Genomic DNA, 14195 nt, shown 5'->3' on the forward strand with positions numbered 1-14195 from the left:
TTGCGCTGGGAATGCCGTCCGTACCGATCAAGCTCGCCGAGCGCCGGGTCAGCCGGAAGATCCAGGTGGGCTCGGTGGCCGTGGGCGGGGACGCCCCGGTGTCGGTGCAGTCGATGACGACGACGCGTACCTCGGACGTGGGTGCGACGCTGCAGCAGATCGCGGAGCTGACGGCTTCGGGGTGTCAGATCGTGCGGGTGGCGTGTCCGACGCAGGACGACGCGGACGCGTTGGCGACGATCGCGCGGAAGTCGCAGATCCCGGTGATCGCCGATATTCATTTCCAGCCGAAGTACGTGTTCGCGGCGATCGACGCGGGCTGTGCGGCGGTGCGGGTGAATCCGGGGAACATCAAGCAGTTCGACGACAAGGTGAGGGAGATCGCGAAGGCGGCCTCCGCGGCGGGTACGCCGATCCGGATCGGGGTGAACGCGGGGTCGCTGGACCAGCGGTTGCTGCGCAAGTACGGCAAGGCGACGCCGGAGGCGTTGGTGGAGTCGGCGTTGTGGGAGTGCTCGCTGTTCGAGGAGCACGGGTTCCGGGATATCAAGATCTCGGTGAAGCACAATGATCCGGTGGTGATGGTGAACGCCTACCGGCTGCTGGCGCAGCGGTGTGACTATCCGCTGCATCTGGGGGTGACGGAGGCGGGTCCGGCGTTCCAGGGGACGATCAAGTCGGCGGTGGCGTTCGGTGCGCTGCTCGGTGAGGGGATCGGGGACACGATCCGGGTGTCGTTGTCGGCGCCTCCCGCCGAGGAGGTGAAGGTCGGTATCCAGATCCTGGAGTCGCTGGGGCTGCGGGAGCGGGGGCTGGAGATCGTCTCGTGTCCGTCGTGTGGGCGGGCGCAGGTGGATGTGTACAAGCTGGCCGAGGAGGTCACGGCGGGGCTGACGGGGATGGACGTGCCGTTGCGTGTCGCGGTGATGGGGTGTGTGGTCAACGGTCCCGGTGAGGCGCGGGAGGCGGATCTGGGGGTGGCCTCGGGCAACGGGAAGGGGCAGATCTTCGTGAAGGGCGAGGTCATCAAGACCGTGCCGGAGTCGAAGATCGTGGAGACCCTCATCGAGGAGGCGATGAAGATCGCCCAGCAGATGGAGAACGAGGGCGCCCTCTCCGGCGAACCCGAGATCACCGCTCACCCCTGAGCGTTCCCACGGCAGCCGGCCGGAGGGGGAGCCCTCCGCCTCCGGCCGGAACCGGGCTCGGGTCCCCTCGCCGGCTTCCGGACTCACCGGCTCCCGGGCTCGCCCACTCCCTGACCCACTGACCGGCCGACTCACTGACAAGGGCGCAAAGGCAGCAGCCCTCCGCTGGCAACGCCACCCGGCAACTTCTTGTCGTAGCCCACTCGGACATCGTCTTTCTAAGGTCCTTTTCCATGGTGACCACCTCTACCGCCGCCCGGTCCACACCGGTCCCGTTCTTCGACCAGAGGGAATCCTTCACAGCTCTCTGGCCGCTCATCCGGCAGCACACCGAAGAGGTCTTCGACCGCGGAAAGTTCTCCCACGGCCGCAAGGTCCAGGAATTCGAGCGCGCGCTCGCCGAATACACCGGAGCCCGGCACGCGATAGCCGTCAACAGCGGAACGGACGCTCTGGTCCTGCTGCTGCGCGCGGCCGGAATCCAACCCGGTGACGAGGTCATCGTCCCCGCGTTCTCCTTCTTCGCCAGCGCCTCGGCCGTCACCATGGCACGGGCCACGCCCGTCTTCGCCGACATCACGGCGGACGGGGACTACGGCATGGACGCCGCCTCCGCCGAGGCCGCCATCACCGAGCGCACTCGGGCGATCATGCCCGTCCACCTCTTCAGCCAGCTCGCCGACATGGCGGCACTCGGCGCGGTGGCCGAGCGGCACGGCCTGCTGGTGCTGGAGGACAGCGCGGAGGCCATCGGCATGCGTTGGGACGGCAGGCACGGCGGGCTGCTCGGCACCGGGGGCGTGCTCTCCTTCTTCCCCACCAAGACGCTCGGCGCCCTCGGGGACGCCGGCGCGATCCTGACCGACGACGACGCGCTGGCCGAGCGGGCCGGAACGCTGCGCCACCACGGCCGGATGGGCCGGACGATCGACCACATCGCGGGGATATCCAACCTCTCCGGGGAGTCCGGCACCAACAGCAAGATGGACGACGTCCAGGCCGCCGTGCTCCTCGCCAAGCTCTCCCGGCTCGACCAGGACATCGCCCGGCGGCGGGAGTTGGCGGACGCCTACACCGAACGACTGCGCGGCACCGACGGCGTGCTGGCCGTGCCCCGTGTCGTCCCGCGCGCCGCCGCGAGCGACCCGGTCTTCTACGTCTACACGATCGAGGTCGAGCGGCGGGACGAGCTGGCCACCCACCTCACCGAGCGCGGCGTCGGCACCGAGACGTACTACCCGCGCACGATCGCCTCCCAGCCCGCCTACGCGGAGCTGTCCGCCCGGCCGGGCGGCTTCCCCAACGCCGAGGCGGCCTGCCGCCGCACGATCGCGCTGCCGCTCTACCCCGACATGACCGAGGCGCACGTCGAGTCCGTCTGCGCCGCCATCGCCGACTTCTACGCCGGGAGGCAGTGACGTGGCCATTCCCTTCTTCCCGCCGGACCTCTTCGAGACGGACCGGGAGGCCTTTCTCGACCTGCTCCACGAGGTCGGCACGGATCCGGAGCAGAAGTTCATCCTCGGCCGCCGCACCGCGCGGCTGGAGGAGGAACTGAAGGAGTCCACCGGCGCGGAGCACGTCGTCGCCTGCTCCAGCGGCACCGGCGGGCTCAACCTGGCCGTGCAGGCGCTCGACGTCGGCCCCGGCGACGAGGTCGTCGTCCCGGCCTTCTGCTGCCAGCCGGTCGCCAGCTCGGTGGCCAACCTCGGCGCCACGCCCGTCTTCGCCGACGTCGACCCGCACACGATGGTGATCGACCCGGCGGCCATGGAGGCGCTCATCACGGAGCGGACGAAGGCCGTGATGCCCGCCCACATCTTCTCGATCATGGCGGACATGCCGCGCATCACCAAGATCGCGCAGCACCACGGCGTTCCGGTCATCGAGGACGCGGCGGTGGCCGAGGGCGCGGTGCTCGACGGAGTCCCCGCGGGCCGCTGGGGCGATCTGGGCGTCTTCTCGTTCTTCCAGGTCAAGGCCTTCGGCACGGCCGGGGAGGGCGGCGTCGTCGTCACCGACGACGCCGAACTCGCCCGCACCGTGCGGATGCTGCGCAACCACGGCCAGGACGGCATCACCCGGTTCCTGCACCACCGGGTCGGCCAGAACAGCCGCTTCGACGAGGTGACCGCGGCGTTCCAGCTCCACCGGCACGGCGGCTTCGAGGAGCGGCTGGAGCGCCGGGCCCGCATCGCCGACTACTACACGGAGCGCTTCACGCCGCTGGCCGAGCGGGGCGTCACCCCGCCGCCCGCCGGGCGCAACGGCCGCTGCTACTACGTGTACTCACTCCTGGCCCGCCGCCGCGGGGACCTGCGCGCCTGGCTCACGGAGAAGGGCATCGGCACCCACGTCTACTACCCGGTGCCGCTCCCCGGGCAGCCGGCCTTCAGTGCCTTCGCCCCCGAGGGCGCACAGTGGCCGGGCGCCCAGTACGCGAGCGACCACAACCTGGCCATACCGATCTGGCCGCACCTGAGCGACGCCCAGGTGGAGTACATCGCCGACGCGGTGTGCGAGTTCTTCGATTAAGGAGCTGCGATGACCTCCACAGTGGTGGTGCTCGGCCAGGGGTACGTCGGTCTGCCGCTCGCCGTCGCGGCGGCGGAGAAGGGGTACCGGGTCGTCGGGTACGACATCTCCGAGTCCCGGGTGAAGAAGCTCGCCGTCGGCGAGTCGTACGTCGGTGACGTCTCCTCCGAGCGGCTGCGGGCCGTGCTGGACGAGGGGACCTACCGCCCGAGCATGGACGCGGCGGACCTCGCGGGCTTCGACATCGCGGTGATCACGGTGCCCACCCCCCTGCACGAGGGCGTGCCCGACCTCAGCGCCGTCGAGAGCGCGGGCAACGCCCTGGCCGAGGTACTCACCCCGGGCGCCACGGTGATCCTGGAGTCCACGAGCTACCCGGGGACGACGGAGGAGGTCCTCGCACCCCTGCTGCACAAGGGCTCCGGGCTCGAACCGGGCACGGACTTCCACCTCGGCTACAGCCCCGAGCGCATCGACCCGGGCAACGCCCGCTGGACGTTCGAGACGACGCCCAAGGTCGTGTCCGGCATCGACGAGCCCTCACTGACCCGGGTCACGGCGTTCTACTCGGCCATCGTCGAGGAGATCGTGACCGCCCGCACCCCGCGGATCGCGGAGCTGGCGAAGGTCATGGAGAACACCTTCCGGCACGTCAACATAGCCCTGGTCAACGAGCTGGCCACGCACGCCGAGGGCATCGGCGCGGATGTCTGGGAGGCCCTGGACATCGCCTCCACCAAGCCCTTCGGCTTCATGCGCTTCACTCCGGGTCCCGGTGTCGGCGGCCACTGCCTGCCGGTGGACCCGCTCTACCTGTCGTGGAAGGTCGAACGGACGTCGAGCCGGCGGTTCCGGCTGGTGGAGCTGGCCGACGAGCTGAACAGCCAGATGCCCGAGTACGTCGTGCGGCGGCTCACCCGGGGCCTGGACCGGCGCCGGCAGACGATGACGGGCTCCCGCATCCTCATGCTGGGTCTGGCCTACAAGCCCAACACCGGCGACCTGCGTGAGTCCCCGGCGCTGGAGATAGCCGAGCTGCTGGTCGAGGCCGGGGCGGAGGTGCGGGCCGTCGACCCGTTCGTCACGGAGGACGTCAGCATCGACGGCGTGACCCGCACCGAGCTCAGCCCCGAGGAGCTGGCGCGGGCACACGCCGTGCTGCTGGTCACCGACCACGACGGCGTCGACTACGAGGCCGTCGCCTCAGCGGCCCGGTACGTCTTCGACTGCCGACGGCGCCTCACCCCGGGTGAGCACGTGGAATCCCTGTGAGACGGACCCGCCGACCGCCCGCCGACGCCGGTTCACGCACCGTGCGCCAGGGTCGGCGGGTCGATCCGCGGGTCACAGGCGAGGATCGCCTGCTGGAGCTGGTGGACCCGGGGCGAAGGCTCGATACCCAGGTCGGTGTTGAGGATCTTGCGCAGGCGCAGCACGACCTCCAGGGCCTGGGTGCGCCGCCCCGAGCGGTACAGGGCCAGCATGAGCTGGGCGTTGAAGTTCTCGTGGGTGGGATGCAGGGTCACGAGCCGGCTCAGCTCCCCCAGCAGCTCCTGGTGGCGGCCCAGCCGCAGCTCGGCGTCCAGACACTGGTCCAGGACGGTCAGGCGGTCCTCCTCCAGGCCGACGATGTGGGCCCGCAGCACCGGCCCCGCCTGCACGTCGGCGAGGGCGGAGCCCTGCCACAGGGTCAGCGCCTCGCGCAGCAGCCTCGACGCGGTGGCGTCGTCCTGCCCCAGCTCAGCCCGGCCCTCGCGCACCAGAGCGCAGAACTGCTGGACGTCGAGCGCCGTCGGTTCGGCCGCCAGCAGATACCCGCCGTCGCGGGTCTCCAGCACCCGGCGGGCGGCCTGGAGCGTGCCGATCCGTGGCACCCGCTTCAGCGCGTGCCGCAGCTGGAGGACGTAGGAATGGAGCGTGGACAGCGCGGCGTTCGGTGGTGTCGGACCCCACAGCTCCTCGAAGCAGGACCCCGTAGTGACCACGTGGTTCGCGTTGAGGATGAGGAGAGCCAGGAGCTGCCGCTGCTTCGGCGCCGTCGGTGTATAGGACCGTCCCTCGTCCGTGAGCCGCAGTGGTCCAAGAATGGAGAATTCCATGAAGTTCTCGTGACCTTTCCAAACTGCCGAGATGCCCTAGAGCATGTTGGAACGAGGTCACACCGGATCATCCACGGTACGGCTCGGCGACCCAGCGCGGCTTCAACCCCGTTCAACCCCCGTCGTGAATAAGAAGGAGCCATACGCTCGGCACCCACAGTAACCCGGTGGCTGCACGCCAACAACGTTGCGTCTCGGGTGAGTTGCGGAAGGCGACGATATGCGGCGAACGGTCGGGAAGAGCTGTGGACCGGGCACGAAGGCACCCGGACCAGGAACGGGTGAAGGCCCCCACCGGCGGCGGGGGCCTTCACCCGTGTGGTGGAGATGGCGGGAATCGAACCCGCGTCCAACGAAGTGGAAGGAGGGCTTCTCCGAGCGCAGTCTGCTGTGCTTTTCTCAGCCCCGGCAGTCACGCAGACAAGCTGCCGACGGGCTCAGTCACTGTGTGATGTCCCGGCAGACCCCGTGACCGGGTCTACGCGGTGAGTTCCCTAGCTGATGCCAGGAACCGGGTCGGGAACGCACCCGGGCTGACACTTCGCAGGTCGCTGCTCAGGCAGCGAGGGCGAAGGAATCGCGCTTGGTGTTGGCGATTATTTTTTTGCGGCCCGTGGTTAACGAGATCATTGCCGCGTTCCTCGGCTCGCTTCCCCTGCTTCGACATCCGCTGTCGAAACCGATCATCCCCATGTTCACTTGACAACCCGCGCGAACCCGGCGGCCGAGGCCCCCGGTGACGCTCTGCGCGGCACTGCTGTCGCCTATCGTACGGGATCAACGCACATCCCGGCCAGCGTATTCCCGCGCGGCGCGGACACCCGTCCGGCGGCCCCGGGGCACGCCCGGCGCCCGGGGCCCCTCACGGGCCCCGGTGCCGTGAGGCTCCCGCCGCGGCCTACCGCCGGGCGCGGCGCCGGGCGGCGGAGATGGCCCGGTCGGCCTCGCGCCGGTCCTGCTTCTCCCGCAGCGTCTGCCGCTTGTCGTACTCCCGCTTACCGCGGGCGAGAGCCAGCTCGACCTTCGCCCTGCCGTCCTTGAAGTACAGCGACAGCGGCACCAGGGTGAGGCCGCTCTCGTGCATCTTTCCGGTGAGCTTGTCGATCTCCGCCCGGTGCAGCAGCAGCTTCCGCTTGCGCCGGGCACTGTGGTTGGTCCACGTGCCCTGGCTGTACTCGGGGATGTGCACGTTGTGCAGCCACATCTCCCCCGCGTCGAGCTGGGCGAAGCCGTCGACCAGGGACGCGCGGCCCTGACGCAGCGACTTCACCTCGGTACCGGTCAGTACGAGCCCGCACTCGTACGTGTCCAGGATCAGATAGTCGTGCCGGGCCTTCTTGTGCTGCGCGATGAGTTTGCGACCGGTCTCTTTAGCCATAGCCGGACCATTGTTCCTCACGCCCGGGCGGCGAGGCCACTCAATACCGTCACGGCCTTGTCCTGAGCGCTCTCCCCACCCTCCACCGCGACGTCCGGCTGCAGCCCGACGCCCTCCAGCGTCCGGCCCCCGGGCGTGGCGTACTCGCCGACGGTCAGCTCGGCCACCGAGCCGTCCGGCTGCTCGTGCGGCACCTGCACCGACCCCTTGCCGAAGGTCCGGCCGCCGACGACCAGCGCCCGGCCCCGGTCCTGGAGGGCCCCGGCCAGCAGCTCGGCCGCGCTCATCGAGCCGCCGTCCACCAGGACGACCAGCGGGCTCTCGGTGTCCCCGCCCGGCTCGGCGTAGAGCGCGTGCTGGTCCTCGCCCTCGCCCCAGGTGGCCACCAGACCGCCGTCGAGGAACGCCGAGGCGACCTTCGTGGCCTCCAGCAGGAGCCCCCCGGAGTTGCCCCGGAGGTCGAGCACGACGCTCTCGCCGGGCGGCAGGGCGGCCACGGCCGCGGCCAGGGTCTCGCCCGAGCCGGTGGTGAACGCGGTGACCTTGATCCGGGTGATGCCGTGCCGCAGCCGCTCGGCGGTGACGACCTCCGCCTCCAGCCCGGCGCGTTCCAGCGTCGCGGCCCACTCCCGGCCGGCGCGGCCCAGGCCCAGCTCGACACGGCTGCCCTCGGCGGCCGCCAGGGCGTCGCCGCGCAGCCGTGCCACGACCTCCGTCACCGGCAGCCCGGTCACATCCCGCCCGTCGACCGTGCGCAGCCGGTCGCCGGGGCGGATTCCGGCCCGCTCGGCGGGGCTGCCCTCGGCGACCCGGGCCACTTCCACCGGGGCCCCGTGGCCACCGCGCACGGCGATACCCACGCCGACGTAGCGGCCGTCCAGGGCGTCCCGCACGCCCTCGTACTCCCGCGCCGTGTAGGCGGCCGACCAACGGTCCCCGCTGCGGCTCACGGCGTCCTGGGCGTCGTTGGCACCGCGCCGCTCCGGCTCGGCGACCGCGCCGGGCGGCACGCCGCCCGGCCCCCGCGCGTCGTCCTGCGGTGGTCCGTCCGTCGTCCAGGACCCTGCGGCGAAGCCGGTCAGCAGCACCCCGGCGAAGACCAAGGGCAGAGCCGCCCCGCGGCCAATGCGGCGGGGCTGGACGAACATCCACGAGCCCGACATGAGGCGGAGTCTAGGACAGGACGGGCCGCCGCACGGCGGCTTGACCGTACGGCGCTCGCGTTCTATCTCACACCGGGTTCACACGTTCAGGTACTTGCGCAATGTGAGGAAGGCGGCGAGAGAGGGCATAGCGACCCCCACGGCAACCACCCATGGCATCTGCCCGAACACCGCGTCGTAGCCCACGAAGTTGATCGCCTGGAGCCGCTCGGCCAGGAAGCCGTCGATCAGCACCAGCTTGCCGAGCAGCAGCATTCCGCAGGCCACGCCCGCCCCGATCAGCCCGGCGATCGCCGCCTCCAGGATGAACGGGAGCTGGATGTAGAAGCTGGAGGCGCCCACGAGCCGCATGATCCCCGTCTCCCGGCGCCGGCTGAACGCCGAGACCCTGACGGTGTTGACGATCAGCAGCATGGCCACGAGGAGCATCAGGGCCATCACGAAGAGCGCCGCCGTTCTCATGCCGTCGAGCAGGCTGAACAACGGCGCCAGCAGCTCACGCTGGTCCTGAACCTCCTGCACCCCGGCCCGGCCGCCGAAGGCACTGGCGATGACGTCGTAGCGCGTCGGGTCGCTCAGCTTGATGCGGAAGCTCTCCTGCATCTGGTCCGGCGTGAGGGACGTCGCCAGTGGGGAGTCGCTGAACTCCTCCTGGTAGTGCTTGAAGGCCTCTTCCTTCGTCTCGAAGTAGACCTTCTCGACGACGCCGAGCTCCTTCAGGTCCGCCTCGATCTCCCGCTTCTGCTGGCCGGTGACGGCACCCCGGTCACAGTGCTCGGGATCGTTCTCCGCGTCGTTCTTGTTGCAGAGGTAGATCGCGACCTCGACCTTGTCGTACCAGTACCCCTTCATCGCGCTGATCTGCTGGTTGGCGAGCAACGAGGAGCCCAGCAGGGCGAGCGAGACACCGACGGACACGATCACCGCGAACGTCATGGTGAGGTTGCGGCGAAGACCGGTGCCGATCTCCGAGAGAACGAACTGGCCGCGCATGGCGTCCTTTCAGTGCTGATAGCCGTAGACGCCACGCGACTGGTCGCGCACGAGACGGCCCTGTTCGAGTTCGATGACGCGCTTGCGCATCTGGTCGACGATCTGCTGGTCGTGGGTGGCCATGATGACCGTGGTGCCGGTGCGGTTGATGCGGTCCAGCAGCTTCATGATGCCAACCGAGGTCTGCGGGTCCAGGTTGCCGGTCGGCTCGTCGGCGATGAGCAGCATCGGCCGGTTCGCGAACGCCCGGGCGATCGCCACGCGCTGCTGCTCACCACCGGACAACTCGCCCGGCATCCGGTCCTCCTTGCCGCCCAGACCGACGAGCTCCAGCACCTCGGGCACCGTCTTGCGGATCTGCCCGCGCGGCTTGCCGATCACCTCGAGCGCGAAGGCGACGTTCTCCCCCACCGTCTTGTTGGGCAGCAGCCGGAAGTCCTGGAAGACGGTCCCCAGCTGGCGGCGCATCTGCGGCACCTTCCAGTTGGACAACCGTCCGAGATCCTTGCCCAGCACATGGACCTGCCCGTGTGTCGCCCGCTCCTCCCGCAGAACCAGCCGCAGGAAGGTGGACTTGCCGGAACCGGAGGAACCCACGAGGAAGACGAACTCGCCGCGCTCGATCTCCAGCGACACCTCACGGAGTGCCGGGCGAGCCTGCCTCGGGTATGTCTTCGAGACACTGTCGAATCGGATCACTGATTTACACCACGTCGACCTGGGTAGAGGGAGCGGAGGCCGCGGCGCGGCTCCCCGTCAGTGGGCTGACCCTACGCGAAGCGCCCGGGCCATCGCAGTCCGCCTCCGGTATTTGCGCACGTATGCGTCATGGGGTGAAGGCTGGCACAGTGGAGGGCAGGACAACCCTTGGGGAACGAATCACTCCACGAGGGCGTTGGCGCGAAGAAGGAGGAGATCGCATGACATGCGACCGACTGGTGTGCGCCAACTGTGCCGGGCCCGTCAGCGAGGCCCGCTGTTCGGTCTGCCGCGCCCAGCGGGACCGGCTGCACCGCGGGGGCCCGCTCGCGGCCCTCACCCCCGCCATGCTGCTCGCCCTGCTCATGGCCCTGCTCTCCGTATCCCTCCTCGCCGGCGAGCTGGCATTCTGACCGCAGCCTGAAACGCCTCCGTCACTCTCCGCAGGTCAGCGCGGAGTCCGTGGCGGCGCGCGCCCACTGGCCGAGGGTGGTCAACGCGCTACCCGCGCCCTCCGCGCCGGCGGCCGAGCGCCCTCGCAGCACACGCACACAGACTGGAACGCCGCCAAGCACACCTGCGGCGACGCTGGGTGCGCATCTGTCCGGTGTGACATGATCCGCTGCCGTGTCCTCCTCGGCCTCGTGGACGTCAACTCCCTTCCGCAATCTGTTCGTTGTGCTGCTGGTGTCGCTCCTCGCGGCGGGCACCGCCGTGTCCCGGGACGCGGCCGCGGCGCCGGGGTGGGAAGTCCGGAGCCACCTACGCCCGACGATCGTCGCTATGACGTGCGCCTCCACGCCGATGCCGACGGATCCCGGTGGACCGGCCGCCAGCGGGTCTCGTTCCGAAACGCCTCCGACCAGCCGCTGCACGAGGGGTACCTGCGGCTGTGGGGCAACGGTGAGGACACGTGCGGCCCACCCGGCGCCCAACCGCCGGTGCGGGTGTCGAAGGTGCGCGGCGGGATCGCCGGCCCCCTCACCGTGGACTGCACCGCCCCGGCCATCACCCCGCCGGAACCGCTCTCCGGCGGTGAACAGGCATCGGTCACCTTCGACGTGTCCATCGCCGTGCCCGAGCGAAACGCCCGCTTCGGCCGCGAAGGTGCGTTCCGCTTCCTGGGCAACGCGCTGCCCGTCCTCGCCGTGCGCGACGGGAAGGAGTGGCACCCGGATCCGTACGCGTCCAGGGGCGAGAGCTTCTACGCCCTGGCGAGCGACTTCCGCGTGCGTCTCGACCACCCAACCGCTCTCAAGGCGCCGGCGACCGGTCAAACCTGGACACGTCCCGGCCCTCCTGGGCGCACGGTCACCTGGAGCGTCGCGGACCAGGTGAGGCACTTCGCCTGGGCGTCCGGCCCGTTCCGGACCGCCTCGGACGTCTCGCCCGGAGGCGTGCGCGTCGCCTCGTACCGGGCACCCGGCACGCCTGCCGACGGAGTGCGCCAGAACCGCGAGGAAGGCGTCGCCGCCGTCGATCACTTCAGCGAGGCGTACGGCCGCTCTCCGTACGGTGAGCTCGGCCTCGTGATGACCCCCGGGTTCAACGGCGGCATGGAGTACCCGGGTCTGGTCTTGACCTCCTCAAGCGCTACGCCCGCGACCACCGGTACGGCATCTCCACGACCGCCGACGTCAAACAGGCCGCCCAGGCCGTGACGGACGAGGATCCGCCCCCCTTTGGGAAGAGCATCGCATGCGCTGAGGCACCGACCGGCCAACGCGGCGCGAGGGCCCGGACACCCATGGTGTCCGGGCCCTACGGCGTCCGCGTTACGCGCCTGTGGCTCAGGCGGCGGCAGCGCCGTTGCGGTTCATGAGGCGGGGCAGCATGCGGAAGCCCACACCACCGGCGATCATCGTCGCGGCACCGACGAGCAGGAACGCCGTCTCGGTCGAACCGGTCTCGGCCAGCTCCTCGCCGCCGCCCTGCGGAGTGGCGGGCTGCTGCGGCTGCGGCTTCTGCTCCGGCGTGGTGATGTCCTCGTTGGCACCGCCGGTGGTCTGCGGCTGCTCGCCGCCGGTACCGCCGGTGCTCTGCGGGTCACCGCTGGTGCCGTTCGTCGTGTCACCACTGGTGGTGCCACCGTCGGCCGTGCCGCCGCCGTCCGCGGTGTTCCCGCCATCGGCGGTGTTGCCACCGTCCGCGGTGTTCCCGCCGTCCGCGGTGTTGCCACCGTCCGCGGTGTTCCCGCCGTCCGCGGTGTTCCCGCCATCGGCGGTGTTGCCACCGTCCGCGGTGTTGCCACCGTCCGCGGAGTTGCCGCCATCGGCGGTGTTGCCACCGTCCGCGGTGTTGCCACCGTCCGCGGTGTTCCCGCCATCGGCGGTGTTCCCGCCGTCCGCGGAGTTCCCGCCGCTCGTCGTCTCCTCCGGGTCCTCCGGCTTGTCACCGCCGTTGGTGCCCGCGGTGACCTCGAGGTCCACCTCGATGAGGCTGTCCTGCGTGGTGACGCCGTCACCGCTGCCGGTGCTGCCGGCGGCCTGCGCGACGCCGGCGACCGTCAGCGAAGCACCCGCGGCGAACACCGTTCCCGCGATGATCCGCGCAACGCGCACTCGCGTCTTGGAATTGGTCACTACCAACTACCCCCAGTAGCTCTTGTGTCGATGGAGCAGCGGTACCGGGCGCTCGTGGTGCCGGGGACCTCGACCTGGGAGCCCACGGCCATTCTGCGGGCCGGGCTGCCCACTCGCCCCCACCTGTGCACTCGTCCCTGACACACGCCTGCTGATCGGACAGCTTTCCCAGTTTTCACACCAGCGTCAAGCGAAGCCTGGGTGAAATGTCCAGCCTCAGCGACTACTTGTCGACAAAGACGGACAGGTGTGAGCCATGCAACACACCGCCGAAGCGGCGGGGATCAGCTCTGCGGCGTCTCCTGCTGCTTGCGCCAGCGAATCCCGGCCTCGAGGAAACCGTCGATGTCGCCGTCCAGCACGGCCTGGGGGTTGCCGACCTCGTGCTCGGTGCGGAGGTCCTTGACCATCTGGTACGGCTGCAGCACGTACGAACGCATCTGGTTGCCCCAGGAGTTGCCGCCGTCGCCCTTGAGGGCGTCCATCTTGGCCTGCTCCTCGGCCCGGCGGTGGGCCAGCAGTCGGGACTGCATGACGCGCAGGGCGGCCGCGCGGTTCTGGATCTGGGACTTCTCGTTCTGACAGGAGACGACGATGCCCGTGGGGATGTGCGTCATGCGCACTGCGGAGTCGGTGGTGTTGACGGACTGGCCGCCCGGGCCGGAGGAGCGGAACACGTCGACCCGCAGCTCGTTCTCGGGGATGTCGATGTGGTCCGTCTGCTCCACGACGGGCATGACCTCGACGCCGGCGAAGGACGTCTGACGACGGCCCTGGTTGTCGAACGGGGAGATGCGCACCATGCGGTGCGTGCCCTGCTCCACGGAGAGCGTGCCGTAGGCGTAGGGGGCCTTGACCGAGAAGGTGGTGGACTTGATGCCCGCCTCCTCCGCGTAGGACGTGTCCAGGACCTCCGTCGGGTAGCCGCGGCGCTCGGCCCAGCGCAGGTACATACGCTGGAGCTGCTCGGCGAAGTCGGCCGCGTCGACGCCGCCGGCCTCGGCGCGGATGCTGACCATGGCCTCGCGCTCGTCGTACTCGCCGGACAGGAGCGTGCGGATCTCCAGCTCCTCGACGGCCTTGCGCACCGACTGCAGCTCCTCCTCGGCCTCGGCGCGGGCGTCCGCGTCGTCCTCGGCGTCGGCCAGTTCGAAGAGCACCCCGGTGTCCTCGATGCGGCCGTGCAGCTCCTCGACCCGGCGAAGCTGACCCTGCAGATAGGAGAGCTTGCTGGTGACCTTCTGCGCGTTGTCGGGATCGTCCCACAGCGAGGGGGCCGCCGCCTGCTCTTCGAGCACGGCGATGTCGGCCCTCATCTTGTCGAGGTCGATCACGGCCTCGATCGACTCCATGGTGGAGGCGAGGGACTTCAGCTCTTCGGATACATCGACGACTGCCACGCCTCCAGCCTACCGGCTCGCCCCGTCGCCGGGTCCGCCGTCCGTCTCGACCGCGGGAGGGCCCCCGCCCTCGTCCCCGTCGTCGCCGCCGAACGCGAGCCAGCCGCCGACGCCGAGGGCGGCCGCGGCGACCGTGGCGGCGGCCCCGAGCCGCAGCCGGCGCCGCCGTTCGGCGGCCCGGTGCCGGGCGGAGCCGGC

At 70.2% G+C, this 14195-nt stretch carries 13 protein-coding genes, 1 other RNA gene and 1 pseudogene; 6 read left to right on the forward strand and 9 right to left on the reverse strand.

Going from position 1 to position 14195, the window contains the following annotated elements:
• From ispG to HPT28_RS25950, 4 genes are all read left to right on the forward strand, one after another.
• A partial coding sequence (ispG, locus tag HPT28_RS25935; RefSeq protein WP_257579443.1) for a flavodoxin-dependent (E)-4-hydroxy-3-methylbut-2-enyl-diphosphate synthase occupies positions 1 to 1148 on the forward strand: 1148 nt, incomplete at its 5' end.
• A 233-nt stretch (positions 1149 to 1381) separates the two neighbouring features.
• Positions 1382 to 2566, forward strand: a complete 1185-nt coding sequence (locus HPT28_RS25940) for a DegT/DnrJ/EryC1/StrS aminotransferase family protein (RefSeq protein ID WP_219094333.1) — start codon at positions 1382 to 1384, stop codon at positions 2564 to 2566.
• Between the two features lies 1 nt (position 2567).
• Positions 2568 to 3683, forward strand: a complete 1116-nt coding sequence (locus HPT28_RS25945) for a DegT/DnrJ/EryC1/StrS aminotransferase family protein (protein WP_219094335.1) — start codon at positions 2568 to 2570, stop codon at positions 3681 to 3683.
• Between the two features lie 9 nt (positions 3684 to 3692).
• Complete coding sequence (locus tag HPT28_RS25950) at positions 3693 to 4955, forward strand: nucleotide sugar dehydrogenase (protein WP_219094337.1); 1263 nt, start codon at positions 3693 to 3695, stop codon at positions 4953 to 4955.
• Between the two features lie 32 nt (positions 4956 to 4987).
• Here the strand turns inward: HPT28_RS25950 and HPT28_RS25955 are convergent, their stop codons facing one another.
• The 6 genes from HPT28_RS25955 to ftsE form a co-directional block, all read right to left on the reverse strand.
• Positions 4988 to 5782, reverse strand: a complete 795-nt coding sequence (locus HPT28_RS25955; protein ID WP_219094339.1) for an AfsR/SARP family transcriptional regulator — start codon at positions 5780 to 5782, stop codon at positions 4988 to 4990.
• Between the two features lie 319 nt (positions 5783 to 6101).
• Positions 6102 to 6473: a transfer-messenger RNA gene (ssrA, locus tag HPT28_RS25960) on the reverse strand.
• A 207-nt stretch (positions 6474 to 6680) separates the two neighbouring features.
• Positions 6681 to 7160, reverse strand: a complete 480-nt coding sequence (smpB, locus tag HPT28_RS25965) for an SsrA-binding protein SmpB (protein ID WP_219094341.1) — start codon at positions 7158 to 7160, stop codon at positions 6681 to 6683.
• Positions 7161 to 7177: 17 nt separating this feature from the next.
• On the reverse strand, positions 7178 to 8323 hold the full coding sequence (locus HPT28_RS25970; RefSeq protein ID WP_219094343.1) for a S41 family peptidase: 1146 nt from the start codon (positions 8321 to 8323) through the stop codon (positions 7178 to 7180).
• 78 nt (positions 8324 to 8401) lie between these two features.
• Complete coding sequence (gene ftsX / locus HPT28_RS25975; protein ID WP_219094345.1) at positions 8402 to 9316, reverse strand: permease-like cell division protein FtsX; 915 nt, start codon at positions 9314 to 9316, stop codon at positions 8402 to 8404.
• Positions 9317 to 9325: 9 nt separating this feature from the next.
• Entirely contained in the window at positions 9326 to 10015 is a 690-nt protein-coding gene (gene ftsE / locus HPT28_RS25980; RefSeq protein ID WP_219094347.1) for a cell division ATP-binding protein FtsE, read from the reverse strand.
• A 221-nt stretch (positions 10016 to 10236) separates the two neighbouring features.
• Here ftsE and HPT28_RS25985 point away from each other — a divergent pair, with 221 nt between their 5' ends.
• Together HPT28_RS25985 and HPT28_RS25990 are read left to right on the forward strand one after the other, a co-directional pair.
• On the forward strand, positions 10237 to 10428 hold the full coding sequence (locus tag HPT28_RS25985) for a hypothetical protein (protein ID WP_219094349.1): 192 nt from the start codon (positions 10237 to 10239) through the stop codon (positions 10426 to 10428).
• A 375-nt stretch (positions 10429 to 10803) separates the two neighbouring features.
• Entirely contained in the window at positions 10804 to 11676 is an 873-nt protein-coding gene (locus tag HPT28_RS25990) for a hypothetical protein (RefSeq protein WP_257579444.1), read from the forward strand.
• Positions 11677 to 11805: 129 nt separating this feature from the next.
• On the opposite strand, the gene HPT28_RS25995 is transcribed toward HPT28_RS25990, so the two are convergent.
• The 3 genes and pseudogenes from HPT28_RS25995 to HPT28_RS26005 form a co-directional block, all read right to left on the reverse strand.
• Entirely contained in the window at positions 11806 to 12597 is a 792-nt protein-coding gene (locus HPT28_RS25995) for a hypothetical protein (RefSeq protein WP_219094351.1), read from the reverse strand.
• A 284-nt stretch (positions 12598 to 12881) separates the two neighbouring features.
• On the reverse strand, positions 12882 to 13997 hold the full coding sequence (gene prfB / locus HPT28_RS26000) for a peptide chain release factor 2 (protein WP_219094353.1): 1116 nt from the start codon (positions 13995 to 13997) through the stop codon (positions 12882 to 12884).
• 9 nt (positions 13998 to 14006) lie between these two features.
• Positions 14007 to 14195: pseudogene (locus HPT28_RS26005) on the reverse strand (hypothetical protein); the annotation flags it as partial.

The organism is Streptomyces sp. JJ38 (assembly GCF_019303475.1).
In the GTDB taxonomy this organism is placed as follows: Bacteria; Actinomycetota; Actinomycetes; order Streptomycetales; family Streptomycetaceae; genus Streptomyces.